At 64.1% G+C, this 26,086-nt stretch carries 23 protein-coding genes; 11 read left to right on the forward strand and 12 right to left on the reverse strand.

Going from position 1 to position 26,086, the window contains the following annotated elements; all coding sequences use genetic code 11:
* Window positions 1–63 precede the first annotated feature (63 nt).
* Window positions 64–924, reverse strand: a complete 861-nt coding sequence (locus VMF11_13195; protein HTU71260.1) for a bifunctional 5,10-methylenetetrahydrofolate dehydrogenase/5,10-methenyltetrahydrofolate cyclohydrolase — start codon at window positions 922–924, stop codon at window positions 64–66.
* A gap of 52 nt (window positions 925–976) precedes the next feature.
* Between VMF11_13195 and VMF11_13200 the strand changes: the two genes are divergently transcribed.
* The 5 genes from VMF11_13200 (at window position 977) to VMF11_13220 (ending at window position 5,055) form a co-directional block, all read left to right on the forward strand.
* Window positions 977–1,252 carry a hypothetical protein gene (locus VMF11_13200; GenBank protein HTU71261.1) on the forward strand — a complete coding sequence of 92 codons (276 nt, stop codon included), beginning with the start codon at window positions 977–979 and terminating at the stop codon, window positions 1,250–1,252.
* Complete coding sequence (locus tag VMF11_13205; GenBank protein HTU71262.1) at window positions 1,249–1,782, forward strand: TlpA disulfide reductase family protein; 534 nt, start codon at window positions 1,249–1,251, stop codon at window positions 1,780–1,782. Before VMF11_13200 ends, VMF11_13205 begins: the two co-directional genes overlap by 4 nt.
* On the forward strand, window positions 1,779–2,642 hold the full coding sequence (locus tag VMF11_13210) for a hypothetical protein (protein ID HTU71263.1): 864 nt from the start codon (window positions 1,779–1,781) through the stop codon (window positions 2,640–2,642). The genes VMF11_13205 and VMF11_13210 overlap by 4 nt, the downstream gene beginning before the upstream one ends.
* A gap of 147 nt (window positions 2,643–2,789) precedes the next feature.
* Window positions 2,790–3,524, forward strand: coding sequence for a pyrroline-5-carboxylate reductase (gene proC, locus VMF11_13215; protein ID HTU71264.1), 735 nt, complete (start codon window positions 2,790–2,792; stop codon window positions 3,522–3,524).
* Window positions 3,525–3,648: 124 nt separating this feature from the next.
* Window positions 3,649–5,055 carry an ATP-binding protein gene (locus VMF11_13220; GenBank protein HTU71265.1) on the forward strand — a complete coding sequence of 469 codons (1,407 nt, stop codon included), beginning with the start codon at window positions 3,649–3,651 and terminating at the stop codon, window positions 5,053–5,055.
* 251 nt (window positions 5,056–5,306) lie between these two features.
* Here VMF11_13220 and VMF11_13225 read toward each other — a convergent pair whose 3' ends face one another.
* From VMF11_13225 to VMF11_13250, 6 genes are read right to left on the reverse strand one after another with little or no spacing between them, the layout of a single operon-like run.
* A complete protein-coding gene (locus VMF11_13225) occupies window positions 5,307–6,638 on the reverse strand; it encodes a TldD/PmbA family protein (protein HTU71266.1) in 1,332 nt (443 codons plus the stop codon).
* Window positions 6,635–8,083 (reverse strand): TldD/PmbA family protein, encoded by a 1,449-nt coding sequence (locus VMF11_13230; protein HTU71267.1) that lies wholly within the window; start codon window positions 8,081–8,083, stop codon window positions 6,635–6,637. The genes VMF11_13225 and VMF11_13230 overlap by 4 nt, the downstream gene beginning before the upstream one ends.
* Window positions 8,084–8,094: 11 nt before the next feature.
* Window positions 8,095–10,179 (reverse strand): phosphodiester glycosidase family protein, encoded by a 2,085-nt coding sequence (locus tag VMF11_13235; GenBank protein HTU71268.1) that lies wholly within the window; start codon window positions 10,177–10,179, stop codon window positions 8,095–8,097.
* Window positions 10,179–11,414, reverse strand: coding sequence for a hypothetical protein (locus tag VMF11_13240; GenBank protein ID HTU71269.1), 1,236 nt, complete (start codon window positions 11,412–11,414; stop codon window positions 10,179–10,181). The genes VMF11_13235 and VMF11_13240 overlap by 1 nt, the downstream gene beginning before the upstream one ends.
* Window positions 11,411–11,908, reverse strand: coding sequence for a DUF4337 family protein (locus tag VMF11_13245; protein HTU71270.1), 498 nt, complete (start codon window positions 11,906–11,908; stop codon window positions 11,411–11,413). Before VMF11_13245 ends, VMF11_13240 begins: the two co-directional genes overlap by 4 nt.
* Window positions 11,905–13,206 (reverse strand): carbon-nitrogen hydrolase family protein, encoded by a 1,302-nt coding sequence (locus tag VMF11_13250; GenBank protein ID HTU71271.1) that lies wholly within the window; start codon window positions 13,204–13,206, stop codon window positions 11,905–11,907. The genes VMF11_13245 and VMF11_13250 overlap by 4 nt, the downstream gene beginning before the upstream one ends.
* Before the next feature lie 52 nt (window positions 13,207–13,258).
* Here VMF11_13250 and VMF11_13255 point away from each other — a divergent pair, with 52 nt between their 5' ends.
* Window positions 13,259–13,993 carry a hypothetical protein gene (locus tag VMF11_13255; GenBank protein HTU71272.1) on the forward strand — a complete coding sequence of 245 codons (735 nt, stop codon included), beginning with the start codon at window positions 13,259–13,261 and terminating at the stop codon, window positions 13,991–13,993.
* 153 nt (window positions 13,994–14,146) lie between these two features.
* Here VMF11_13255 and VMF11_13260 read toward each other — a convergent pair whose 3' ends face one another.
* Window positions 14,147–15,466 carry a copper amine oxidase N-terminal domain-containing protein gene (locus VMF11_13260; GenBank protein ID HTU71273.1) on the reverse strand — a complete coding sequence of 440 codons (1,320 nt, stop codon included), beginning with the start codon at window positions 15,464–15,466 and terminating at the stop codon, window positions 14,147–14,149.
* Window positions 15,467–15,629: 163 nt separating this feature from the next.
* Window positions 15,630–16,031, reverse strand: a complete 402-nt coding sequence (locus VMF11_13265) for a hypothetical protein (GenBank protein HTU71274.1) — start codon at window positions 16,029–16,031, stop codon at window positions 15,630–15,632.
* A gap of 115 nt (window positions 16,032–16,146) precedes the next feature.
* Between VMF11_13265 and VMF11_13270 the strand changes: the two genes are divergently transcribed.
* The 5 genes from VMF11_13270 to VMF11_13290 are packed head-to-tail and all read left to right on the forward strand — an operon-like array spanning window position 16,147 to window position 23,322.
* Window positions 16,147–17,409, forward strand: a complete 1,263-nt coding sequence (locus VMF11_13270; GenBank protein HTU71275.1) for an efflux RND transporter periplasmic adaptor subunit — start codon at window positions 16,147–16,149, stop codon at window positions 17,407–17,409.
* Window positions 17,406–18,887, forward strand: coding sequence for a TolC family protein (locus tag VMF11_13275; protein HTU71276.1), 1,482 nt, complete (start codon window positions 17,406–17,408; stop codon window positions 18,885–18,887). The genes VMF11_13270 and VMF11_13275 overlap by 4 nt, the downstream gene beginning before the upstream one ends.
* 9 nt (window positions 18,888–18,896) lie before the next feature.
* A complete protein-coding gene (locus tag VMF11_13280) occupies window positions 18,897–20,054 on the forward strand; it encodes a hypothetical protein (protein HTU71277.1) in 1,158 nt (385 codons plus the stop codon).
* The gene (locus tag VMF11_13285) at window positions 20,036–21,694 is read left to right on the forward strand and encodes a peptide ABC transporter substrate-binding protein (GenBank protein HTU71278.1); all 1,659 of its coding nucleotides are present in this window, start codon (window positions 20,036–20,038) and stop codon (window positions 21,692–21,694) included. The genes VMF11_13280 and VMF11_13285 overlap by 19 nt, the downstream gene beginning before the upstream one ends.
* A complete protein-coding gene (locus tag VMF11_13290; GenBank protein ID HTU71279.1) occupies window positions 21,691–23,322 on the forward strand; it encodes a peptide ABC transporter substrate-binding protein in 1,632 nt (543 codons plus the stop codon). The genes VMF11_13285 and VMF11_13290 overlap by 4 nt, the downstream gene beginning before the upstream one ends.
* Here VMF11_13290 and VMF11_13295 read toward each other — a convergent pair.
* From VMF11_13295 to VMF11_13305, 3 genes are read right to left on the reverse strand one after another with little or no spacing between them, the layout of a single operon-like run.
* Window positions 23,260–24,669, reverse strand: coding sequence for a hypothetical protein (locus tag VMF11_13295; protein ID HTU71280.1), 1,410 nt, complete (start codon window positions 24,667–24,669; stop codon window positions 23,260–23,262). The two genes, VMF11_13290 and VMF11_13295, sit on opposite strands and share 63 nt — an antisense overlap.
* Window positions 24,666–25,223, reverse strand: coding sequence for a hypothetical protein (locus tag VMF11_13300; GenBank protein ID HTU71281.1), 558 nt, complete (start codon window positions 25,221–25,223; stop codon window positions 24,666–24,668). The genes VMF11_13295 and VMF11_13300 overlap by 4 nt, the downstream gene beginning before the upstream one ends.
* A complete protein-coding gene (locus VMF11_13305) occupies window positions 25,220–26,086 on the reverse strand; it encodes a site-2 protease family protein (GenBank protein ID HTU71282.1) in 867 nt (288 codons plus the stop codon). Before VMF11_13305 ends, VMF11_13300 begins: the two co-directional genes overlap by 4 nt.

The raw sequence follows: 26,086 nt of genomic DNA on the forward strand, positions 1-26,086 counted from the left end.
GCGAGACGCGAGCGTCTTAGAGAGCCCGGTTGTCGGACCAAGAACATCCCATCCAAAAGCGATTCAATTCAACAATGCAAGCCCGCTCAAACGTTCGGCGGATTTGACCACGTTGCGCAGAAGCGCGACGTTGGTGACGGGGCCCACACCCCCGGGGACCGGCGTAATCGCGCCGGCGACTTCGCGCGCCGATTCATAATCGACGTCGCCCTTGAGCACGCCGTCGACGACGGTCGTGCCGACGTCGATCACGGTCGCGCCGGGCGCGATGTCGGCGCCGCCGATCAGTCCGGGCACGCCGGTGGCGACGACGACGACTTCCGCCATTCGCACGTACGGCTGAAGGCTCGTGCTCTCCTTATGCAAGACGGTGACGGTGGCGTCTTGCGCGAGCATCAGCATCGCGACCGGTGCACCAACGACGATCGAGCGTCCGATCATCGCCGCGCGGCGCCCGCGCAGCGGCCAATGCGGGCTGCGCTCGAGCAGGAGCATTACGGCGGCGGGCGTTGCCGGCGCAAACTCGGCGCCGCTCCCGAACGCCAGGTGTCCCTGGTTCGTCGGATGCGCGCCGTCGACGTCCTTGTGTACCGGGATCGCATCGGCGATCTCGCGGACCGCCAAGTGCGGCGGCAGCGGCTGCTGGAGCAGGACGCCGTGCACCGACGGATCCTCGTGCAGCTGCTCCAGACGCGCGCGCAGGTCGAGAGAAGTCACACGTTCGGGCAGGCGGTCGACCAGGATCTCGATGCCCACGCGCTCGCCGGTTTTGACCAGGTTGCGAACGTAGGCGACGCTCGACTCGTTCTCTCCTACGAAAACGACGACCAGCTTGGGATGAATCCCCGCTTCGCGTAGCGCACTCGTACGAGCAAGCAGCTCGATACGCAGCTCTGCGGCAAGAGCACGGCCATCGAGAACCATAGCGGACACGCGGACGCGGTTCGCCATAGAGGAGGAGAGGACCCTGGAACGCGTGCGGCGCGAGGTGCGCCTTGGCTCGAACTTTGCACCCGATGCGTTCGAGCGGGCTTTCGACCGATTCGTGCAGACGTATAATGTGATGCCCGAGCTTGCGCATTGCAGTCCGGACGTGCTCGAGCGGTATTGCCGGCTCTTCGAATCGGGCGTCGATGCGCCGCGCCGGCGCGAGGTTCGATTTCGGAACATACCGCTCTTTGCGGCGGTCCTTCCGCGCGGAACGATCGCGTTCGAGGGGGAGGTCGATCCCGACCGGATGGGCGACTGGTGAGACTTCCCGCCCGCACGATCTTGATTCTGGCCGCGATCGCGATCGCGGTGGTGATCTTGGTGCCGCTCTTCCGCACGCAAAACGCGGCGGCGGTTGGTCCGTCGGCGATGGTCGGTCAAACGGCGCCGGTTCTCGATTTGCGTGACGATCATGGGAACGCGGTCTCGCTCGCGCAGTATCGCGGCAAGGTCGTCGTGATGAATCTCTGGGCCTCGTGGTGTCCTCCGTGCCGTGCCGAGTTGCCCGATCTGCAGACCGTGGCGCAAGAATACGCCAAGGACGGCGTCGTGATCGTGGGCGTCAATCAGGGCGAATCCCCGCAGCGCGCAGCCGCGTTCGCGCAATCGCTCGACATTCATTTCCCGATTTGGATCGATGACGCGCAGCGCTACGGCCGCGTCTACGCGGCGCTCGGCTTGCCCACCACCGTCGTAATCGATCGCCTCGGCGTCGTTGCCCGCGGCTTCGACGGACCGCTCACCATCCAGCAGATGCGTTCGGCCATCGCGGGCGTGCTTCGCGCCACGTGAACGGGCCCGCTCTCGGTGCTACGCTCGTCGTCATCGCAGTGGTTTGTCAAGTGCTGCTGCCCGGCCGCGCCGTCTATCACGCCGGCTGGTACAGCGTCGTGCTGGCGGCGATTGCGATATGGAGCATGGTGCGCCTGGGCCGATCGCCGCTGATTGCATTCGGGCTTGGTGCGATCGCGTTTGCCGGTATTGCGAGCGGATTGCTCGGCCCCGACACGCGGACGGTGCTGGGTGCGCCCGGAACGAGCGTACGCGTCGATGAGTTGGGCGCAAGCCTCGCTTTTCCCCTCTTACAACACGGTGACGCGCCGGTTGGGCTCGTGCGTGGAAACAGCGCGCAGCCGATCGACACGCAGCGGTACACGTCGACCGTGCTGCTGCGCGCGGTAACCCGTACCGTTGTCGCCATCGAGGCCTTGGATCGGCGCGGTGCGCATCTGACGATCACGCAGCCAACCGGGATCGCGTTTCTTTCGCCGGTGCTACTGATGCAAGATCAGCAAACGATCGCGGGGCTCACCCTGCCGTATGACTCGTTTGCGGTGCCGGCGGCGCATCGTATCGTAAAGACCGTGCTCTTCACCGCCCGAGAGGCGGAATCGCTGCCTGCGCTGGCTTCGCTGCATGGGCCGGCGGTGCTCTTCGACGTCGAGGACGACTCCGGCGCGTCGATTCCGCATGGCATCAGCGTTGCCGCCGGCGGCGGAGAGGTGGAGGTGGCCGGATTGCGTCTGCATCCCACCGTGCTCGACTATCCGGCGATCGAGATGATATCGATCCCGGATCTGGCCGTAGTCGCTGCCGGGCTCCTTGCAATTCTCATCGGCTTGCTCTTGACGCGCCGCCGCAAGCCGGGGTAAGATCGGCCAACGATGTTGAACGTGTACGTTCTGCCGTGCCCGCCGCAGCCGCATCAGGAGATGCCGGTCCGGTAGCGCGCGTCGTCAAGCAACTGCAACGAGCCGCTCCGTTTACCGGAGCGGCTCGTTTTTTTATTCGAGGGCATCATGCGAATCGGAATCATCGGCCGTGGAACCTTGGGCAGCGCACTCGAGCGAGGCTTCGAGCGTCATCCGCACGTGCGCGCGATCGATGGGACCACGCGTGCTTCCTCGGCGCGCAATCGGGACGTCGCGGAGGCGAGCGACGTGGTCGTTGTCTGCGTCAAGCCGCGTGACGCGGCCGAGGTCTGTACCGGGATCGCGCCGGTCCTGCGCAACGATCAGGTGTTGGTCTCCGCCGTCGCAAGCGTCGATACCGCGGCCCTGCACTGCTGGACCGGCCGCCGTACACGCATCGTGCGGGTGATGCCCAACACGCCGGCGCGGGTTACCTCGGCGATGACCGTTCTCGCCCGCACCCACGAAAGCTGCGAAGAAGCGCTCGAACAGACGCGCGAGCTTTTCGAGAAGTGCGGCCGTACGCTGGTCCTCGACGAATCGCTGATGGACGCGGTCACCGCGATCAGCGGCTGCGGTCCCGCCTTCATCTTCGTTGCAATCGAGGCGCTGATCGACGCCGCGATCGCGCTCGGCATTCCCTACGAACACGCCCGCGTGCTGGTCGCTCAAACCGTGCTTGGTTCCGGGCGGCTCGTCTTGGAGGGCGACGCGCATCCCGGCGCACTCAAACACGAAGTCACCACGCCTGCCGGCCGCACGATCCGCGGTCTCCTCGAATTGGAAGACGGCAAACTCCGCGCGACCTTGATGAAAGCCGCAATCGCCGCGGCTCAGCGCTAGCGCGAGAGTCCGCTCTGCGTTCGTCGGCGAAGAGGGTGGCACCCAATTTGGTTGTCGACATCCTAGGTGCCGCTCGGATCAGCGGCCTGAGGACCTCGGATAAGCGACGGCCAATTGTCCGGCCATGACCACCGTGGCCCAGATCGACCTGTGGCGGCAAGAACCGTCCGAGCATCAGCAGCTCGAATTCAAAGAGGCGAAGAACCAGTACGAGAGGCGAAAGCTATATGAATACTGTGTCGCAATTGCTAATGAGGGTGGTGGCAAGCTTTTGCTCGGCATTGCGAACGGATCACCGCGAACGGTAGTCGGAACAAAAGCATTCGTAAATTTGGTAAGCATTGCGGAGGACATTTTTCAAAACGTTGGGTTTCGTGTTGATGTCGAGGAGGTGGGTCATCCTGACGGTCGTGTCCTCGTGTTCCATATTCCCTCGCGAATGCAGGGCAGCGCATACCACCTCGATGGGAAATATCTAATGCGATCGGGTTCCAGTCTTACCGCGATGTCTGAGGATCGCTTGCGCGCGATTTTCTCCGAAGGTCAACCACATTGGGCCGAACAATTCACGCGCCAAGAGCTTACAGCCGAACAGGTAATTACGCTGCTTGACACGCAAACGTTCTTTGAACTGCTCAAGCAGCCATACCCGACCACTCAAGACGCAGTTCTCGAACGACTTGTTGCTGAGCATTTGATCGATGAGAGTGCGTCCGGCTATGCGATCCGTCGGCTCGGAGCGCTACTCCTCGCCAAACGATTAAGCGAATTTCCTGAGATCGCCAGGCGTGCTCCTCGGGTGATCGTCTACAACGGGATATCTAAGACCGATGTTAGGCTGGATCAGACCGGCGAGCGTGGTTATGCAGTTGGGTTTCAGGGGATCGTTGATTTTGTCGTGTCACAGTTGCCGCAAAACGAGATCCTTGAGCAGTCGCTACGGAGGAAGATTAGACTGTTACCGGACGACGCGGTTCGCGAACTAATCGCCAATGCGCTTATTCATCAGGACCTTACGCTTACAGGCATGTCTCCAATGGTTGAAATCTATTCAAATCGCATTGAGATATCGAACCCTGGTATGCCCGTGCTTCCCGTTGAACGTTTCATTGATGGGTACCAGTCGAGGAACGAGCGATTAGCGGATCTTATGCGCCGCATGTCAATCTGTGAAGAACGCAGCAGCGGGGTCGACCGAGTCGTTATGGCGGTGGAAATGCATCAGCTTCCAGCTCCGTACTTTGGCGCCATTCATCAACGGACGCTCGTTACGATCTATGGACCAAGGTCATTTGATGATATGGATCGGGATGATCGGACTCGTGCTTGTTATCAGCACTGCGCTCTCAAATGGGTCATGTCGGAAAGAATGACGAATCAGTCGTTGCGTGAGCGATTTGGCTTGCCCGACGGTAAGCAGGCGATCGTTTCGCAAATCATAAAAGATGCGATTGACGCCAAGCTAATCAAACCGGATGAGAGTGCCGGCGATTCGCGTCGGTACGCCCGCTACCTGCCCATTTGGGCCTGATTTTCATTTAATTGCAAACCCCGAGCGGTCGTGAAATGGTCCCAAAACCCCGTATTTTGTTGGGGTTTCTTATTTAAAAGCAAAACCGCGGAGGGAAAGGCCCTGGAATGGTGCCGGCTAGCTGGATACGCGAATGCGAATCGACCGCTAGGCGCGTAGGCCTACGGGCAAAGGTTAGCTCGTTGCGCGTCCACTTTTCCTAGAGCGGGCGATGCTCGTGAGATCACAGGGCTCACCGTGTCCAACAATGGCTAAAATTCGGTTGTGCTGGTGAAGGTGAAGCTGTCGATTTTTGCGGCAGGGACGACGAGTGCGTAGCTGTACTGTCCGGTGCGCCGCGGTTCGTTCGAGAACTCGACGCTACCGAGCGCGTTCACGATGCTCTGATTGAAGCGCAGGTTGCGCACGCCGCCGGTGATCTTGCCGCCTTCGATCAGAAAGGTGCCGTCGCGGGTCATGCCGGTGACGATGGCGCGCTTTTGATCGACCGTGCGGATGTACCAAAAACGCGAGATCAGCAGGCCCCGTTTCGTGTTTGCGATCAGCTCGGCGGTGCTGCGCTCGCCGGGTGCGATCACGATGTTCAGCGGTTGCGGTCCCCATGAGTTGGGCGCCGGCAGCGCGTGCCCGGTGTTCGCGCGATTCAGTTTTTGCGCGTAATAGCTATCGGTCACGACGTTACGCACGACGCCCGCTTCGACCAGTGTCACACGCGACTTCGGTTGGCCTTCGTAATCGAAGGGCATCGAGGGCGCGAGCGGATTCGCGTAGTCGTCGTAGACGGAAACGGTTTGATCGAAATAGGAACGATCGAGTCCGTCCGAGCAGAACGAGGATCCGTCGCTGAAACTCTGCGCCGAGAAGTGCGCGGCCAGGTAGGTGAAGAGCTCGCCCAGCGCCGGCGGCTGCAGAATCACCGTCCAGTTCCCGGGTTCGACTTCGCGGGGTGCAGCGCTGCTGCGGGCGAGTTCGACCGCGCGTTCGCCGAGCGCGTTGCCGTCGAGTTCACGCACGTCGGTCACATAGTGCTCGGCGAAGCCGGTGGAATCGGGCGCGGTGGCTTTGGCGTTGACCTGCGCGTCGGTTCCGTCGAAGGATGCCAGCGCCCCCGACGAGTTCGCGATCGTCACGCCGCTGCTCGCGGTCGAGGCATAGCCGGCGCACCAGTAGCCGGCGCCCTCGGCGCGGCGCATGATCGCATCGCACACGGCCGCGCGCGCGTCCGGCTCGGCGTCTGCCGTCGCCTCGATGTAACAATTCGGCGGAGCCTCGCTCGGGCCGCCCGCGGGCAGCGGGCCGCGCATCTCGTCGCGCGGCGCGAATGAGGCCATCTCGCACGCGCGCGCAACCAAGGCATCGATCGAGGCCGCGGCCGAATCGTCCGAACTCGCGACGCCGGTGCGTCCGTCGACGATTGCACGCACCGAGACCGTCACGTCGTCGGCGGCCACGTTTTGGTTCGAGATGCCGCGCGTGAACCGCGTCAGCGCGGTGTCGGCGCTGCTCACGAGCACCTCGGTCTGATCGGCCCGCGAACGTTCGACCGCGCGACGCGCCAGAGCTTCGCGTTCTCGAGCGGTCACTGGTATCCGACTCCGACGTTCACGTTGCGAAAACGTGCGGGCGCGGCGGCCTGCGTGGTTCGACCGGTTTGCATCGGCTCGCCCTTACCGCAGTTCGGCGTGCCCCAAGCATTCCACGACGCGGTATCGGCGATCGCGTCGCATGCGTTCCAGAACTGCGGCGTCATGCCCGCGTAGGTCGGATTCTTGACCATGCGTCCGCGCTTTCCGTTTTTGATCTCCCAACCGATTTGGCAGCCGAATTGGAAGTTCAAACGCCGGTCGTCGATCGACCACGAGCGGTTGCTCTCCATGTAGACACCGTCGCGAACGTCATCGAAGAGCGCATCGAACGGAAGATCGCCCGGCAATAGATTCAAATTGCACATGCGGATCATGGGAACGAACTCCCAGCTCTGCGCGCGGACGCAGCCGTTGCTCGTGCGCCCGATGGCCCGTGCCGTATCGTTGCTCATCTCGTAGCCGCGCAGAATCCCGTCGCGGACGATGTCCGACGTTCCCGACTTCGTGCCCTCGTCGTCGTAACCGCAGGTCGACATGCCGAAAGGCATCGTGTTGTCGACGACGATCGTGACGAGCGGCGAGCCGTAGCGCAACTCATCGAGCTGCGCGACTTCGAGAAAACTCGTTCCCGAAAAATTCGCCTCCCAGCCCATCACGCGGTCCAATTCGGCCGGGTGTCCGCACGATTCGTGTATCTGTAATGAGACCTGCGAACCACCCAGGATCACGTCGAACGTTCCGCTCGGACACTGCGGCGCGGTCAAGAGCGCCGTCGCTTCCTCGCCGATTCGCTGCGCGTTCGCGACGAGCGCGGCTTCTTCGACGATCTCCCAGCCGCCGCTCTTGTAGAGCCCCACGTCGCCCGGATAGGTGCGGGTCTGCACGTCGCCCTCGCCGACTGCCATCGCCTGCACGCCGCTGCCGGTTTGAACGATGATCTGCTCGATCGCCGACCCGATCGTACTGAAGAACGATTTCTCCGTGCGCCACAGATCGAGCCAAGCGCGCGCAACCGCAATTTGCGGCGTTGCGTGCGCGAGCTTTTCGGCCTCCAGAAGCAGCGCGACGCGCTCACCGAGCGGAACGTCGAGCGGATCGCGGAGCACCGGGGTTTCATACCGATCCGCGTACGCGCGCGGTGGAACCGCGCCGAAGGGCTCGCGCGCGATCGCCGCGCTTGCTTTTGCGATCGCGACGGCGCGCGCCGCGGTCCGGTCGATGCCCGCAGCGGTGAGATCGTTGCTGGCCGCGAAGCCCCACGCGCCGTCAACCAACGCGCGAATGCCGTAGCCGCAGCTGCGGCTGTCGGCTAGACCTGCAACCACGCCGTTACGCACCTCGATCCGCTCGCTGCGCACGTTTTCGAACCGGATGTCCGCGTAGCGGGCGCCGCGAATGCTCGCCGTGTCAAAGGCTCGGCGCGCAAGGTCTTCAAAACCCATTGCTGCGGTGGTTAGGGTCGATTCGGCCCGGAGCCTGCCACGACGGCGTGAAGATTCTTGACCGTAATCGTGCCTTGGATGGTGGCCGACGCGTTCGCGCCGATGACGTAGATTGCCACCAAGCGAGCCGGTTGCGCGAGCCCTTGCGGCAGACGAACGGCGACCTCGCGCCAACCCGGATGGTCCATCGGCGCGACCGGCAAGAGCACTTCTTCGTTTATCGCATTGCGCAGCGCGAGCTTGAGCAGCGCACCCTGACCGTCGTCATCGACGTCGAAGGCGATTCCGACGCTGCGCGCCGGAAGCGTTACGCCGGTGACCAGATACGCGGCGCGCTCGCCCGGCCCGAGCGCGTATTGCAGTTGCGCGCAATCCTCGCAGCCGGGAACGGGCTGCACCGAGCCCTCTCCGCCCTTCGGCTGCGTCATGAACGAAGGCGTCGTCGGCAATGCAACGTCGTGAAAGCCGACCGTCACGTGCGCATTTGCCAGGTGATCGCCGAGTAATAGAGAGACCAGCGCGTCACTCACGCCGGCCGTCAAAGTGCCGCCGCCGTCGATCGACGCGTTCTGGGCACGCCAGGGGAGTGTGGCAGGGAGCGCGATCGCATACCCTTGCGCGTCATAGGCGCGCGCTTGCAGCGTGAGCCGTCCGTTCTGCGCGACGCTGGGGTCCTCGGGTAAGATCGCCACGCGCGCGGGATCGTCGTAGACCCGGATTGGTACGCGCAGCATCATCGCGCCTTCACGCGCAACCAGCGATCCCTCGCCCGACGCCGCGGCGGTGAACGTTCCCTGGCGATAGGTGCCGAGCCCAGAGGGCTCGACGCGGACGTCGATCGGAAGCGCGTCGGCGACGACATGGTCGGCGGAGTCGGCCGCAGCGAAACGGACGTTGATGCTCGCACCGCGCAGCGCTCGCACCGCGACCGGCTGCACGAGCAGTTGCGTCGCCGGCCCGACCGGCGCCGTATCGTACACGAAGAGGCCGTCGGCGACCTTACGTTCGTGTCCGTCGGAGGGCGTGTTTACGAGCTGCGCATCGGAATCGGCGGGGATACGCGCCACCAGTTCCGAGGAGCCGCCGCCGTCGAACGCCATGCCGCGCACCGCGCCGAAGGCGAGCATCAATGCCGCGAATTCCGGGCGCGTAATACCGACCGAGAGTTCGGGCTGACGCCCGTCGACTTCCAGCAAGTAGAGCGTTCCGTCGGCGCCGATCGCGGCGCCGCTGCACGGAATCGGTCGATCGAATTCACCGCCGCTGGGCCCGTTGGGATCGTCGACCCATGCGCCGTTATCGAGGATCAGCGGACCGCCTCCCACCGCAGCGACCAGATCGCCGAGTGCGACCGGAGAGAGATCGCCATGGGCCGCGATCGTATCGCCGACGTTGGGGACGCCCGCGGCCGCGTACGCGTTCATTCCGATCGCGACATAGTAGCCCGGCGGTTGACGTACCGTGTTGTCGGGAACGGTGGTGACGCGGTAGGTTGCGAACGGCGGGGTGCCGTCGGTCGGATCGAGCGCGACCAGCGTCAGATCGTCGTTCGGCGGCACCGGTCCGAACGCGGGCGTGAGCAGCGAGACGCCTCCGCCCGGGGGCGGAAACTCGTTGACGGCGTCGAGCGTTACGGTGCGGTCGGCCAATTGCAGCGTTCCCGCAAACTCGACTTGCGAAATTTGTGGGGTTCCGTCTTGCGTAACGAGCAGGGCGTAGCGCCGGTCGGGCGTTCGCAGCAGCTCGTCGTCGTGCACGACGACGTTGGTCGGCGCGTTCGTATTCCCGATGTCGAAGTAGTCGCCGTTGATTCCGGCGATCGCGCCGGTGCGCTGCGCCATCGACGAGACCGTCTCCCCCGGCGAGGTGAGCGCGTCATCGGCGAGCACCGTATTGAGTTCGATGCCGGGAGCATGCGGAGCAACCGCGATCACGTGCACGACGATCGGTCCTTCGCCGGTGACCAAATCGTATTCGCCGTATTCGACTCCCGGCGCGATCGTCTCGATCGTCGGTGCGTCGAATGCGACGGGCGGAAAGGGAGGGCCCAGATCGAGATGCGCGGGTAAAAGCGCGAGGAGAAGGGCTACCAGCATTATCCGTTATGCGCTGCTCCGTACCAGACCGCCACGGCGAGCGGATAGCCCCCGGTCGCAAAGGGAGCCCCGGCGGTGCGCCGCAGCGTGGCCGTGTTAAAGACGTCGACGCGATCGCTGCGCGCGCACGGGACGAACAGCAGCCCGCGCTCGAGCGACGGTTTCCACGGAGTTTCGCACGTCTTGAGCGGCGCGTGGACGGCACGCAGCGTGCGCGCATCGAGCACGTAGATCGAATCGGCTCCCTCGTCGGTCACGTAAAGGCGATCGTGCGCCCCATCGTATGCGATACCGATCGGAAAACCGAGCCGCGTGCTGTGTGCGACTTCGCGCGCGGCATTGCCCGCGACATCGTACGCGACGACGCTGCCGGCTGCAGCGAACGGAGAACTCAGGCTCTCGTTCGAGACGGCGAAGAGCCGTGATCCGTCGCGCGAGAGTGCGAGCGAGAAGACGCGATCGACGGCATGGAAGCGCCGCAACTCGACCATCGTGCGCGCATCGACGATCGAAATGGTGCCGTCATTCACGTTGGCGACGTAGACGCGCTGGCGCGCGGGATCGATCGCAAGTCCCTCGGCGGTAAGCCCGAGTACCCGCTGCGAAACGATTCCGTCGGCGGAGATTCGCGTGAGCGCCCCGGCGCCGCCGACGTCACGGTTCGTGACGAAGAGCGCTCCGCTGCGCGCGTCGAATGCGACTTCATCGCCGAACGGAACGCCGTCATAGCGCCGCACCGCCCATGGATCGAGATCGGCAATCGTCGCGCTCGTTCCCTCGGTCGCAGCCGTGCCGAGCCTCCCGTGCTCGTCGATGGCGACGTCGCCCGGCGCGCCGTCGATGCCGAGCGCCGAACGCGCGCGATACGGCGGCGTTGCATCGTGCAGGATGATGCCGTCGTCGTAGCTCGCGACCGCGATGAACGGCCGGCTGGGATCGGGGGTGGGCGCGACCTCGAGCGTTTGTACGGCCAGCCCGTGCACGCTCGCCGCGATGAGCGTGCTCGCGTCGCCGCCGGCCCCGACACGATAGCGGTCGCCGTTGATCGCGCCGCTCCCGTTGACGAAGAGTCCGTAGGGTCCGTCGAACCCGTTCACCCGAATCGGAATCGTACTTCCCGGCAAGTACGCAAGCGCAGCGACGGCGATCGAGCCGGTGGCGCGCGTCGTGACCGCCGGGCGGGGAGCGGCGGCGCTTACGAGCGCAGCGAGAAGGAGGGCGCCCCAGGTTTTCAATGCGCTTGCAGATATCCGACGACGCCGAGCACGAGGCCGATCGCCGTGAGCGCCGCACCGGCGTAAAGGATCATTCGCGAATCGGTCAGTGCGGCGATCGACGCAAAGGCGATCGATATCTCGAAAAGGGTGGTTGCGATTTCAAGCGTTTCGAACGACGTCAGATAGGATTCGGAATGCTTTTGTTCGTCTTCCGCCTGCGTCTCGAGCGCCTTTGCCTGCGCGTAGATCGCGAGAGAGGTCCGCTGTTCTTCCGCCACACCGCTAGGCCGATTGAGCGCCTGGTAGAGCGTGACCTTCAATTGTTTGGTTTGATAATAGCCGTATTGATCGGAGGCTTTCACGGTCGCGAGCACGGCGTCGTTGCGCAACGAAAGCGCCTGAATCGAGCGATGATGGGCGAAGAGCGTACCCAGTGCCGCAAGAACGGCGACGATCGCGGTGAAGAACGGAACGAAACGATCGTGCGACGGAGCGGCGGCGTGCGCGCTCACGAAACGCTTGCCTGCGGACGCGAGATCGCGGCCACGAGTTCGATGCCGGCGGCGACGTCGGTTCCGGGGGCAACGAGCGTCTGCGCGGTGCGCGCGGGATCGAGCCCGAAACTCGCCAGGGCATATCCCTCGAACGTGCCGGCGATGATGCTTCCGTCGGGATCGATCGCATACGCCCGGTGCGCCTCACGATCGAACACCACGACGTACAGACGCAATTCTGCCGCCCGGGCGCGCGCGATCCGTTCGAGCCACGGATGCGCGGAAGAGGCATCGAGAACGGCGATGCGATAGCCGGCGCGACGATACGCAACCAGCAGCCCGGGATCGAATGCCGCTCGCGCGTCGAGCCGCACTGCTGCCAGTAGCCGATCGAGTGCGTCGAACTGATCGGGACCGCTTGCAGCCAGCCCGAGATCGGCTTCGAGCACGCGCAGGCGTGCGGCGAGATCGGGCGGTAAGGAGTCGGCGGCGATCGCGATCCGCAGCGCGCGCCCGGGTGCGGTCTCGCGCTGCGGCGGTGCGGCAACGGCTGCGCGATACGGATGCGGCGCCCCGATCGCGATCGTAGCGCTCAACACCTCTTCCTGCGTCTGCGAACCCATGACCGCGACCTCTCCGCCGGCGTCCACGATCTGCGATTTGCCGCAATACGCCACCATCCCGAGTTCGAAACCGCATTTGTTTGCGGCAACGAACGGCACGCCGTTTTCGAACGCGCGTACCCGTGCCAGCAAATCGGCTTGAAGATTCTCGAGGTGGCGGGGATCGCGTCCGGACGTAACCCAGGCCGTCGGCATGACGAGCAGCTCGGCGCCGCGGTCGACGAGTTCGCGCGCGATGCCCGGCATCCGGCCGTCGGCGCAGATCAGCACGCCGAGCCGTCCGATCGACGTCGTTACCGGGGCGATCGAGGATCCCGGTGCGAACCATTGCCGGTCGAAGTGCCAAAGAAAAATCTTCTCGGCGCTGCCGGCGAGGGTCCCGTCGCGATCGATCACGACGGCGCTGTTGTGCAGCGCGCCGCCCCGATGTACTGCGGCTCCCGCGACGATTACGCAGCCCGCGGCACGGGCGATGCGCGCGAGCTGCTCGGTCGCGTCTTGGACCGAGCGTTCCTCGACGTTGGCATCGCCGAGCACATAGGCCGGAAAGGTTCCCTCGGGCAGCACCAGCAGATCGTGATTCGCTGCAGCCCGCTCGATGCGTCCGATCATCGATTGGTGCAGACGCTCGTAATCGGCACGATCGTGCGCGCGTAGTTGAAGCGCGGCAAGGCGAAGTGGTCGAGACGGCACGAGCGACTCTTCTACACGGGAGCTGCTCGTGGCCTTGCGAATATCCGACCTCATGAGACGTCGCCTACTCCATATCGTCGCCGCGTTCGCCGTGCTGGCGGCAATGCTGCCTAACGTTCCTTCGGATGCCGCGGCCAAGCCGGCCGTCACGAAAGCGCGAAAAGATCCGTGCTTGAGCAAGCCGAGCAAGTGGGCTCGGCAAGAATGCGAGGAGTACAATCACTCTGCGCCCGGTGATGAGTACTTCGGCCGCATGAAGCTCAGCTATCTCGGCATCAACAATACGTTTCACGACGAAAACGTTCGCGCCGGCGCTTACACGACCGATTCCGGGATCATCTCGAAGGTCGGATTTGCCGACGAAGCGCTCGAAGCGTGGGCGCACAAGTATCCCGGCGATCCGCAACTCGCACGCAGCTACTTTCTCGCGATCGCGATGTACAAGAAGATCTACACGCGCGACGCGCAGCAGAAGGCGTGGACCTACATGCACGTACTGACCGCGCGCTTCGCGAATACCTACTTCGGCAGGCTCGAACGCGCCGATCTTTCGCGCGGTTTCACCGAGCACTATTTCGCCAACCCGCAGCTTTGCCCGACACCTCTTCCGAGCGGCGTGATGCCCGAGGAAACACCGGCTGCGAGCCCCACTCCGTCACCGCAACCGGGGCAACCCAAGATCGATATCATCGTGCCGCCATGCGTGCAGCCCTCGCCGATTCCGACGCCGATGGAATCGGAGCTGCCCTTGGAATCGGCCTCGCCGATGCCGACGCCGCGGCTCTAAAAGAGAAGAGCCTCCGGTTTCCCGGAGGCTCTCCCCTTTGGAACGATCCTGGAAAGTTCTACATGTCGTCCAGGTCGAGGAAGCGAGGTCCGACGTTTGCTACGGCAATCGAGGACCTCGCTGACGAAGAGATGGGCTACATGTAGGACTTTCCTAGAACTTGATTCCGAGGCCGACGTAAGGTCCGAAGTTGCTCGCATCACCCGGGGCGTTGATCTTGTTCTTGAGCGACTCGCCGAGGACGCCGCCTTCAACGAAGAGCGGGCTTCCCTGGAACGAGTAGGTCAAGCCGAATTGCGCCTTGATGATGTTGTATGCGAGTTGGTACGTGGTGCCTGACGGATCGGTGAAGTTGCCCTTGACGTTACCGTAGTACCACACGCTTCCGTACACCGAGAACGGATGGTTGAGGTCGGGCAGTTTCTCGATGCCGAAGCCGACGTTCGAGATACGCGGATATCCGACGTTGTTTGCGCGCCAGATGTAGCCCACGCCGATGTAGATCCGCGGATCGGCGACCTTGATGGCCAGACGTGCATCCAGATCGTAGCTGCGAACGATGAGCGCGGGAACGGCTGTCGAGCCGGCTCCGCCGATCGTCGTCACGTAGCAGTCCGGCGTCGGTGCGGCCAGACCACCCGCACAGGTGTGCGGATAGTTTATCGAACGCCAATCGCCTTCGACCATCCACGGGATGTCGAAGAGATCGAACTCCGCGGCGCCGCGAATGGCGTACGGGAATCCGTTTTGATTGGTGCTCGTGTTGCCGGGGCTGAATTCGTCGTAGACTTTCGCTGACGCGATGTAGTCACCGGCGATGAAGAGATCGTGGTAGGGTGTTGCGGCCGGTGCCGGGGTCGGCGTCGGCGGCGCAGTTTCCACCGGGGCCGGCGGTGCCGGCGTCGGGGTCGGCGGCGGCGTCGGCGGAATATAGCGCACGACGACGATCTGCCGATCGGGCACCCATTGGACGTACGCTCCCATGCCTTCCGAAATCACGCGGACCGGAACGAGAACGTGTCCGTGCCACATCATCGGCGGCACGTCGAGGGGACGCGATTCACCGTTGATGACGACCTCGGGCTTGCCGACGGTCACTTTCACGTCGGCGCCGGGTTTACTAACGTCCACCGTCTTGCTGGCCGGGTCGTACGACACGGTTGCGCCCATCTGTTCGAACATCGAACGCAGCGGGATGAGCACGGTGCCCCCACGCACGAGCGCGGCGAGCACGCGGCCCTGCCTCAGCGTGTCGGGCTTGGCATAGACATGGTGGTCGTTGAAGAGAATCGGGTATTGCCCCGACGGCGGGGAACCGAAGTTCGCCGGCGGAGCCATGGTACCACCCTGGTCCTGCGCGATCACGTTGGTTCCGATGTTTCCATGCGATGCGAGGGTCGGGGCGGCGACCGCGTTAAGTCCGAAACCGGCTGCCAGCAGCGCGGTGAGGACTCCGGTGCTCAGTCGCTTCAATGTTTCCTCCTAGAAATTGAGTTTTATGAATCCACGAGTTGCATCAGGGGCTTGCAGCCCAAAAAAAGGCATGGGCCACCAAGACAATCCTTCTTAATGGTGTTCGGGGAGCCGTTTGCCCCCCCTGCAGTAGAACCCGAGCCCGTCCCGGGTTTCTTTAACCCTAGCCCGAGGCGAGCTTTTCTTCAAGCTTTGCGAGGAATTTCGAGCGCTCGATCAGATACCGTTCGTGCGTCCCTTCCGCGACCGCCTCGCGCTCGTCGAAGACGGCGACCGCAAAACTCAAGCGCGGCCCATCGACCATGACGATTTCGACCTCGGTGCGGACGATGAATCCAACCGGCACCGGTTTGTGATGTTCGATATCGACATGGGTTCCGAGCGAGACGAGGTCCGGACCGAGCACGGGCTCGATGCAGGCCACCGCCGCGCTCTCGACCAGCTGGACCAGCATGGAGGTCGAAAGAACGTCGACGCCCTTGTTCCCCGCCTTTTCGGCGGTCATCCACTCCTCGACCCGGGTTTGAAGGCTATACGCGCGGCCGATCTCCAGTTTCGCGCTCATGCCGGGGGAGAATACGGGAGATTGTCAGGAATTCCATCCAAGATCGTGAATCAAAGCGGGCCGGTCGCTCGTATCCAGCTTGAAAGCGCGACCCGCCGGACAAAAAGGAAGAAACATGTATCACCAGCGAGCTGCCGTTTATGCGTTGGGCGCGACCCTGATGCTATGCGCATGCGCTCACGCGCCGCAGCAGCAAGCACCGGCGCTCAGCGTCGACGTTGCCGCCGCGAAGCGGCAAAATATCGCGACCTACGTGTCGCTCGACGGCCAAGTGGCGCCGCTCGAACAGTCGATCCTTGCCTTTCAGCAGAGCGGCACGATCACGTCGATCGCCGTGAACGTAGGAGATCACGTCCGCGCGGGTCAGCCGTTGGCCGAGATCGACGGCTCGGTCTTGCGCGCGCAATACGCACAGGCGCAAGCTGAGGCGAAGCAGCAATCGGCTACGGCTTCGGGATCGCAAGTCGGCCTGCCGGTTCAAATCGAAACGAATCAAGCGACACTGCAGACGAATGAAGCCGCGCTGCGCAACGCAAAACTGGTCTACGATCAGGACACTGCGCTCTACAAGAACGGCTACGTTTCGCAGGCGCAGCTCGAAGCCGCGCATGCGGCCTACGTGCAGGCGGAGAGCGCATACAATACCGCGCAGATCGGCTTGCGAAACAACGTCGTGAGCGAAGAAAACACCAAAGCTGCGCTTGCCGCTGCCCAAGCCGCCGCGGCCAACGCGCGGACCCTGGGCACGCAGGTGGCACAAACCACGATCTACGCTCCCTATGACGGCGTAATCACGCAACGCCTGCTCGATCCGGGTGCGTACGCCGGACCGCAGGCGCCGGTCCTGGGGATCTCGCGTATCAACACGCTTTGGATCAACATCAACGTGCCCGACACCGACTTGCGGTACGTGCAGCCCGGATCGCTCGTGAGCTTTACTTCGAGTTCGCTGCCCGGACGAACGTTCTCGGGACGCATCGCGACGGTGAACGCGGTGCCCACCAGCGGAACGCTTTCCTACTTGGCGCGGATCGAGATGCCGAACCGGGGCGAGCTGCTGCGCGGCGGCATGCTGGTTACGGCCACGGTTCCGCAAGAATCTCATAACAACGCGATCGTCGTGCCGCGATCTGCCATTGCGCAGACGCAGAGCGGTTTTGCGGTCTACGTGGTCGGACCCGATCAGAAAGCACAAGAGGTGCCGGTGCGTCTGGGCGTGCAAACGGATACGCTCTCCGAAGTGATCTCACCCAAAGTGCAACCCGGAACCCAAGTGATTACGACCCGACCCGACACGCTCAAGGACGGCAGTATCGTCGCCATCAACTCGACCGGCGGAAGCTCGAATTCCGCCAAGGGGGGAACCACCTCGCAATGACCCTGCCTCGCCGTTTTCTGGCGCGATCGCTCCTCGCCGCGTTCGCGCTCGGTTTGTGCGTGCCGCTCGGCGTGCGCGCGCAGCCGCAACCGTCGCAGGCCCCGATTCAGGTTCCTACGCCGGCTCCGATGCCGACCATCACCGGCACGCCGCTGCCCTATCCGGCATACGGATCGCCGGCGCCGGACGTCGCCGCGCAAAAACAGCGACCAGGGATTCCTGTCACGGTCTCATTGAAGCAAGCGATCGACATCGCTGCCGCGCAGTCGCCCGCGTTCGCGTCCGAGCGCGCCGCCTATCGCGCGATCGCGGCAAAGTACGGCGCCGAGAAAGGTGCGCTGCTCCCCGCCATTTCGGGCAGCGCCTCGATAACGCGCGATTACGGGTCCAACTCCAGCCGCGGAGCAACGCCCCTGCCGTCGAGTTCTCCGGGCAACGTGGGTTACACGACGACCGAAAGCGCGGGCCTCACGCTCTCCGAATTGATTTACGACGGCGGTCAAGTGATCGCGGGAATCCGCAGCGCAAAGGAAGCCGACATCGCCGGACGCGACACGCTTCTGCGTGAACTGCAGACGCTGGCGTTCAATGTCGCGACCGACTATTACGCGCTGCTCGAAGACAACGCGAGCGTCGCTTCCGACGCTGCACTGGTGCGCGAGTTCGTGACCAACGAACAGTACGTTTCGGCGGAGATTCGAACCGGCGCGGCGGCACGGTCGGATCTGGCGGCTGCGCAGTTCGAGACGGCCCAGGCGCGCGGTGCGCTGGTGACGGCGCAAGGCGCCGCGATTCAAGCGCAGGCAACCTTCGCAACCGTCCTCGGCCTCGACGCCGACACGGCAATTTCGCCGCAGGTTCTCGGCACCTCGCCGCCGCAAGCGCGTCTGCTGAGCTACTCGCAAGCGTTACAGCTGGCCTACACGCTGCGGCCCGACTTTCTCGCCGCCGAGCACACGGTCGAATCCGATAAGGAAGGGTTGCGCTTTGCCAAGTTGGCGCGCTTTCCGTCGCTAACGGCGAATGCGAGCACCGGCACCGCACGCGAGCAGGTTCCCGGTTATCAAACGCCATTTGCGAGCACGTCGTCGATCGGCGCGACGCTGACCGTGCCGATCTACGATCAAGGTCTAACCAACTATAATGTCGCCGTTGCGGCCGCGACGCTGGACGAGGCCAGCGCGGCGATGACGACGGAGCGCCTGACCGTGCAGTCCGACGTGCGCGGCGGCCTGGCAAATCTGATCTCGGCGCGTGCGAATCTCGTGCAGGCGCAGGCCGAGGTAACCAGCGCAACGGTGAGCCTGCAGGCGACACAGGCGCAGTATAAAGTCGGTGCGTCGACGATTACGGCGATCGTGACGGCAGAAGCCAATCTGGCGACTGCGCAGACGGCGTATGTGGCGGCGCTCTACGGCGAACGCCAAGCCGAAGCCCTGTACTCCTATGACCTAGGGGCAAGCGACCTAAGCCTGTAAGGAAGGCTCATGTCCTCGCAGCCTACGGTTCCCGCGTCGATTTCCGATCCGGTCAATGCCGCGATCTTGGCGGTCTCCGAAGACCGCCTCGCCGGTTTTCAGGAGGATCCGTTCGGAGAAATCGCCGCGCGCAGCGGCATCGAACCGGAGATCGTGCTCGAGCGGGTGGTGGCGATGCTGCGTGCCGGCACGATCCGCCGCGTCCGTCAGACCTTGATGTCGACCAATCTCGCCCGCGGCGCACTCTGCGCTTGGCAGGTCCCGCCTGATCGGCTCGACGCTGCCTTCGCGTACATGTACGACGAGGATCCGTTTTCGGGTCACGTCGTGATTCGCTCGACCGACGCGGTGACGCCCGGAAGCACGTACCGTTTGTGGACGACGCTGAAGGTTCCGCAGGGCTATTCGTTGCCGAAGCACGCCGCGTTTCTGGCGCGCCGTATCGGCGCGGAATACTTCCGATTGATGCCGGCCAAAATGGTCTTCACGCTCGGCGTGGGACACGTGCGCCGTCGCGGGCTGGAACCGGGTGCACGCGCGGATCAGCCGGCCGAGCCCGCCGACACGGCGATCGTCGAGCTTTCGGAACTCGAGTGGTGCGTACTCACCGCGCTCAAGCGCGAGTTCGCACCGGATGAAATCGTGCGCGACCTTTGGCGAGCCCGCGCGCGTGAAGCCGGCGTGAGCGACCAAGAGTTCGCGCGGGTCGCGCGTGAACTCAACGCGCGGCGCGTGATCGGGCGCTTTTCGACGTTCCTCGAGCACGTCAAAGCTACCGCGAACGACGAGCGGGTGACGCGCTACAACGCGCTCTTCCACTGGGCCGTTCCGCCGGGCCGGGAGATCGATGCGGGGCGTGAAGTCGGACGGCACTACATCATCACCCACGCGTATTGGCGCGAAGGGGGACCGGAATTCAAGGACGTGAACGTCATGGCGGTCGCCCACGGTATGGAAAAGGAGGTCGTGTTGGCGCATAAGGCGGCGATCGACCGGCATCTGCGCGAAGCGGGCATCGACTTCGCCTATACCAACGTTTTTTGGGGCGGCCGCAGCGAGATCAAACCGTCGGAAATCGCTCCAGGGGCCTATCGCGAGTTTTGCGTCCGCGAGGGGATCGATCCCGAATCGATGGCGGACGAAGGCTCTTGCGAAGCGGCGCGTTAGCACTTGCGCTCGCGCTGACCGCCGTCTGCGCAAACGGGTGCATGCGCGTGCAGCCGGCGGGCTCGGGCGAAGCGCATGCGTGGACGAAGCCGGGCGTTCTGCGAATCGGCGAAGCGTACGACGTTCGCTCGCTCAACCCCGCCCTCGATAACAGCGCGATCACGCTCGATCTCTCGATGTTCGTCTTCTCCTACGCCGTGCGGTACGACGGGAAAGGCAATCCGGTGCCGGACGCGTTGCGCGAGGTTCCCACCATCGCGAACGGCGACGTGAGCAAAGACGGGCGCACGCTGATCTACAAATTACGCCCGAACATCCGCTGGCAGGACGGCAAAGCACTGACCTGTGCCGACTTGAGGTTTACGTGGCGTTACGTGATGGACCCGAAGACGAACGTTTCCATCACCGACGGCTACCGCGACATCGGGTCCATCGACTGCCGCACACCCGACGTCGCCGTCATCCACATGAAGCGCCTGTATGCACCGTTTCTCGAGCAGCTCTGGGGCGTCAACGGCAGCACGCCGATTCTGCCGGAGCACATTCTGGCGCCGTACGTTGCAGCGGGAACGCAGAATTCCGCGCCTTTCAACGCGATGCCGATCGGCAGCGGGCCCTTCCGGGTGATCCAGTGGGAGCGCGGCACGGTCATTCGGCTCGCGGCGAACCCCGCGTATTTTCTGGGCAAACCGAAGCTGAACGAAGTCGACGTCTACTCCGAACCCGACGAGAACACGCTCGAGACGCAGCTTCAGACGCATGCGCTCGACATGGTCGCGCGCGGGACGGCGATCAACTGGCCGCGCTATCAGGCCTTGGCCGCAAACCCGGCCAACGGTTTGCGCGCCATCACCACCGATTCGTATGCGTACGATCACATCGACTTCAACCTGCACAATCCGATTCTCGCCGATCTGACCGTGCGGCGCGCGCTCGCCTACGCGACCGATCGGCCGGAAATCATCGCGAAGATCATGCACGGCGCCGAAACGCCGTCGGATGGTCCCGAGAACCCGGAGCTCTCCTGGGCGTATACCGCCGACACCGTCCACTATCCGTACGATCCCGCCAAAGCACGGGCGCTGCTCGAAAGCGACGGCTGGCATGCCGGTCCGGGCGGCGTGCGCGTCAAGAACGGGCGGCGGCTCGAATTCAACCTCAGCACGCAGACCGAAGCGACGATGGGCAAGGCGATTCAAGAGGTCGTGCAGCGCGAGTGGCACGACGTCGGCGTGCAGGCCGATGTCAAGAACTATCCGACCGCCGAGATGTTCGCGAACGGTCCCGATTCGGTGCTCTTGGGCGGCCATTACGATGCGGCGATCTTCGGCTGGTTCGGCGCGCCGGATCCCGACCTCGATCCGCTCTACTCGGCCGACAACCTCGCGCCGCGCGGGCAGAACTCACTTTTCTGGGTCAATCCGCTCGCAACGAAGGCGCTGGAAGACGCGCTGACGACGATCGACCAGAGCAAGCGCAAGGCGGACTACGTCATCTTTCAACAGCAGCTCGCGCTCGACGTTCCGACGATCATCATCGGATTCCGCAAGCTGCCCTATGCGTACAACACCGACCTGCAGGGCTTCGATCCTTCGCCCGTGATCTCACCGTTCTGGAACCCGTGGGAGTACTCCATATGAAGCGTTTTGCCGCCGCGCTCATCTCGAGCGCACTGCTGTTGTGTGCCTGTACCAAAGTCTCGCAGACGGGAGAGGGAGGACGCGCTAACTCGTGGACCGTGCCGCACGTGCTGCGCTACGCCGATGCCGCCGACGTCGATACGCTCAACCCGATGTTCAGCCAGGAGTTGACCGTCGGCTACATGTCCTCACTGACCGCCGCGTGGCTGGTCAAATGGGATGAACACAACCTGCCGTATCCGGAGCTGGCGACCGAGGTCCCGACGCAGGCGAACGGCGGGGTGAGCAAAGACGGCCTTACCATTACCTACCACCTGCGCAAGGGGTTGCGCTGGTCGGACGGTGCGCCGCTGAACGCCGATGACGTCGTGTGGACGTATCACATGATCATGAATCCGGCCACCAACGTCGAGAGCCGCACCGGTTGGGACCGGATCGTCAAGGTCGACGAGCCCGACAAATACACCATCGTCTTTCACCTGAGCAAGCCGTACGCGCCGTTCGTGGTCACGTTCTTTTCCAGCACCGGCGGCAACCCGTCGATCCTGCCGAAGCATCTGCTGGCGAAGTATTCCAATATCAATCACGTGCCGTTCAACGCGCTGCCGGTCGGCGCCGGCCCGTTCAAATACAAGGAGTGGCTTCGTTCGCAGCGCGTGGTGATGGTTCCGAACCCGTACTATTTCCGCGGCCGGCCGAAGCTCAAGGAAATCGACTTCGAGATCATCCCGAACCGCGATACGATCTTCACCCAGCTCTCGGCTCACGAACTCGACATGTGGGTGCATGTCGGCGGCGCGTACTACGCGCGCATGAACGAGTTGAGCGGCTTCGCCGCGCTGCGCCAGCCGACGTATCAGTGGGGGCACATCGACTTCAACCTCACCCGTCCGGCACTGGCCGATCCGGTCGTGCGTCATGCCATCGAATTGGCGACCGATCGAAAAACGATCATCCAGAAATTTGCGCGCGGCGTCGGCATCCTGCAAGAAGGCGTCGCTCCGCAGATCGCGCCGTACTACGATCCGAACATTCCGCTGGTGCCGTACGATATCGCGCAGGCAAACAAGCTGCTCGATGCCGACGGCTGGAAACGCGGATCCGATGGCATCCGCGAGAAGAACGGGGTCAAGCTCGACCTCACATTCGCGGCGATCGTGGGGTTGGTCAACGTTGACCACATCATCGAATATCTGCAGTCGACGTGGAAGCAGATCGGCGTTGGGATCGAAGTACGGCATTATCCCGATCCGATGTTCTTTGCGCCGTACGCCGCCGGCGGCATCCTCTATAACGGCAAGTGGGACATCACGCTCTTCAACTGGGTCGACGATCCGATCGGCGATTTCTCGTTCGAATACGGCTGCGATCAGATTCCGCCGGCGGGGCAAAACGATCTGCACTGGTGCGATCCCAAGGCGAACGCCGCGATCCATGCGCTGTACGGCCATTACGACCAGGCGCAGCGCAACGCCGACGACCGGATCGTCTTCGAACAACTCGCCAAAGACCGGCCGCAGATCACGCTCGAAGGCGTTCAGGAAGTCTACATCTACAACAAAGACCTAAAGGGCTTCCACCCCAACGGCGTCTCGCCGTTCGACAACTTCATGAACGTCGACATCTGAGGCTCGTGCGAGCAGCGCGAAGAGCAGCGCGCAGCCGGCGAGCGGGATGCAGCGCAGCAACGCGCTGACGGGGTTTGGCGAAAGTAATCCCGTTGCGGCGAGCTCGGCGTGCCAAACGACCGCGGCGGTGCCCGCTCCACGCCCGGCGAGGCCCGGAAAATCGTCGGGCCAGTTCGGGATCGGATGCGTCGTACCGAGCCACGCGGCGATGGCAACCAACGCGACGCTCGCGACCGCGACCAGCATCACGCGCGCATCGATGCGCGGGAGGATGGCGAGGCAAACGGCGATCAGCGCGCAGCCGAGCACGACGTCTTGAGCGTAGGCGTGTGGGGCTTGCGCGAAGTCGAGCCAGTTGGCGCCGATCGCGACCGTCGCGGCGAGCGCCGCGCCGCGCAGCCGTGCATGCACGCCGCGCAGCACGATCATCGCCGGCGCGAAGAGTGCGGCGAAATCGTGCCCGTGAAAGTAGCCGCACGCGAACGGCAACGCGCACGAGATCGCGACAAAGCCGAACCGTTGGTCGCGCGCGCGCCATGCTAGAACGATCGCCGCTGCGGCGGCAACGACCGCGGCCGCGATTGCGATCGCATGCGCCGCCGGCGCGCTCGCGCCGAAGCCGGCCGCGATCGCCGCGGGCGTGAACTGCAGGACCGAATCACGTTCCGCTGCGGATTGCGCTGCGAGCAGATGCGCGTAGAAGAGCGGCCAACGCGGTCCACGCACGATCGCGCCGCATGCGTAGAGCGCTGCGATCCCGAGCGCGAGCCACCGCGCGCCGCGGCGGAACGCGGCGAATAACCCGAGGGCGGCGTTCGGCTGAAATGCCAGCGCGACGAACGAGCCCGCGGTCAACGCCGCCGGCGTACGAAGAGCGAGCGCCAGCGCCGCGGCCGCAGCCCCGGCGAGCGCGGTTTGGCCGAGCGCGATCGCGCTCGTAATCGGCGTGAACGCGAGCGCGGCGAGGGCGACGCAGAGGAAATCGAAGGGAGCGCGCACGCGCGCGAGCATCGTCGAGCCCACCGTGAGCGCGAGCAGCGCGAAAATCAGGAGCGAACGCCAGAGCGCGTTCGCCGCCGGTTCCGGCAAGCGTGCCAAAGCGAGCCAGAACGGGAGCGCGGGCGGCATTCCCACGAACGGCATCATCGCACCGCGCGGCAGTGCGTTCTCATGCGCGGCAATCGCAGCGGAGTACGGATCGCGCCCGTCGAGCCGGGTTTCGCCGGCGGCCCGGAAGACGCCGAAGTCGCGCAACGCGCCGCCCGTGCTCTCGGCCGGCCGCAGCGCCATCAGCCCGATCGCGATCAGAGTCGCGGCCAGCGCGGCGCAGCCGATGCGAACGTTCACTCGCGCAGCGTGTAGAGAGCCAGCCGTTCGATGACGCCGTCGTTGCCCATCGCGTAGGCTGCGCCGCCGGGAAAGCGCGCTTCGAACATCTCGGCGTAGGGTCCGATGCGCGTCGGCATGCCGGCCATGTGCCCGAAATGCTCCGGCAGCGCGGTAAGCTGCATGCCGACTTCGATCTCGCCGGGAATCAGGCGAAAGTGCGCGTCCTGCGGCTCGAGCTTGGGCGCGCGGTCGACCTTGGGGAGATAGAGTTCCGCCGACGCGAGCCGTTGCTTCGAATAAAAGATGCTCAAGAGCAAACGTGCGCCGTCTCGGCCGCGCACGCCGTACGTGTGCCAGCCTCGCGTCGGGTAACTGAAAGCGATCCCGAGTTGCCGCTCGACCATCACTTTGGTCGTGGTGTTGACGTCGAGCGCCAGCGATTCGCTGAACATGAGGATCGGTTTATCGGCCGGCGGCGGCGGCGCGTGCTCTTTCTGATGCTGCCGTTCGTAGATATTGGCAAGGATTTCGACCGCGCGCTGCATCGCGAAATCCGGCGGTTTCTCGCTCATAACGTTCCGGTCGAAGGCGGCGCGGTTGAAGGTAGCGCGGTTGAAGGAAGCGCGGTTGAAGGAAGCGCGGCGTGCGCCTGTCCGAGCACGTAGAGCAAACCGAGGACGGTGGCGAGGTACCAGAGTCCCACCCGCGCCCGCGCGGCGTTGGTCATCGCCGCGGCGCGCGGATCGGGTTTGCCGCGCAGCGCGGCGATCATCACGGGAAATCCGAGCAGCGCGATGAGCAGCACGAAGATGATCGGAACGTGAAGGAAAACCGCGGCAGCCACGAATGCGAGCGCTCCCGCGATCCACAGCGGCGGCCACACCGCGCCGATCACGCGGCCGCCGTCGAACGGCGGCACCGGCAGCATGTTGAACAGATTGAGGAACGCGCAGATATCGGCGCTCGCAAACCAGAATCGATCGTCATTTGCAAGCCCGACGGCGTAACAACAACCCGCCAGGACCAGACCGGTGACCGGCCCTGCGAGCGCGATGTACGCGTCCGATTCGAGATCCGGGGCGAGCGCACCGGCCGTGTATGCACCCAGAAAGGGTACGAACACCGGTGCGCGCACCGGCAGTCCATAGGCGCGATAGGCGAAGTAGTGCCCGAGCTCGTGTGCGGCGATCACCAGCACGAGCACGATGCCGATGCGCCAGCCGAAGAATGCGACGTAAAGCAAGAGCGAGAGTATGAACGTCCAGCTCAGCGCGAAGAACTTCAAACCGACGAGCAAGAATTTGAACTTGAGCGCGAGCGCGGCGATCGTCGCGGCCGTGGCGCCGAGCGCGCCGGCTCGGCGCTGCTTGCGCGGCTGAGCCGGTTCTGGCTGCGGCGGTTCATACTCGCCCTCGAGGGGTTCGCGCTCGTGCAT

This window comes from Candidatus Baltobacteraceae bacterium (assembly GCA_035502855.1).
Classification (GTDB): domain Bacteria; phylum Vulcanimicrobiota; class Vulcanimicrobiia; order Vulcanimicrobiales; family Vulcanimicrobiaceae; genus Aquilonibacter.

Excerpts from the sequence above, each read along its gene's own strand:
- VMF11_13195 (HTU71260.1), bottom strand. The coding sequence starts at position 924 with ATGGTTCTCGATGGCCGTGCTCTTGCCGCAGAGCTGCGTATCGAGCTG.
- proC (HTU71264.1), top strand. The coding sequence starts at position 2,790 with ATGCGAATCGGAATCATCGGCCGTGGAACCTTGGGCAGCGCACTCGAG.
- VMF11_13220 (HTU71265.1), top strand. The coding sequence starts at position 3,649 with ATGACCACCGTGGCCCAGATCGACCTGTGGCGGCAAGAACCGTCCGAG.
- VMF11_13230 (HTU71267.1), bottom strand. The coding sequence starts at position 8,083 with ATGGGTTTTGAAGACCTTGCGCGCCGAGCCTTTGACACGGCGAGCATT.
- VMF11_13235 (HTU71268.1), bottom strand. The coding sequence starts at position 10,179 with ATGCTGGTAGCCCTTCTCCTCGCGCTTTTACCCGCGCATCTCGATCTG.
- VMF11_13255 (HTU71272.1), top strand. The coding sequence starts at position 13,259 with ATGAGACGTCGCCTACTCCATATCGTCGCCGCGTTCGCCGTGCTGGCG.
- VMF11_13265 (HTU71274.1), bottom strand. The coding sequence starts at position 16,031 with ATGAGCGCGAAACTGGAGATCGGCCGCGCGTATAGCCTTCAAACCCGG.
- VMF11_13270 (HTU71275.1), top strand. The coding sequence starts at position 16,147 with ATGTATCACCAGCGAGCTGCCGTTTATGCGTTGGGCGCGACCCTGATG.
- VMF11_13275 (HTU71276.1), top strand. The coding sequence starts at position 17,406 with ATGACCCTGCCTCGCCGTTTTCTGGCGCGATCGCTCCTCGCCGCGTTC.
- VMF11_13280 (HTU71277.1), top strand. The coding sequence starts at position 18,897 with ATGTCCTCGCAGCCTACGGTTCCCGCGTCGATTTCCGATCCGGTCAAT.
- VMF11_13290 (HTU71279.1), top strand. The coding sequence starts at position 21,691 with ATGAAGCGTTTTGCCGCCGCGCTCATCTCGAGCGCACTGCTGTTGTGT.
- VMF11_13300 (HTU71281.1), bottom strand. The coding sequence starts at position 25,223 with ATGAGCGAGAAACCGCCGGATTTCGCGATGCAGCGCGCGGTCGAAATC.
- VMF11_13305 (HTU71282.1), bottom strand. The coding sequence starts at position 26,086 with ATGCACGAGCGCGAACCCCTCGAGGGCGAGTATGAACCGCCGCAGCCA.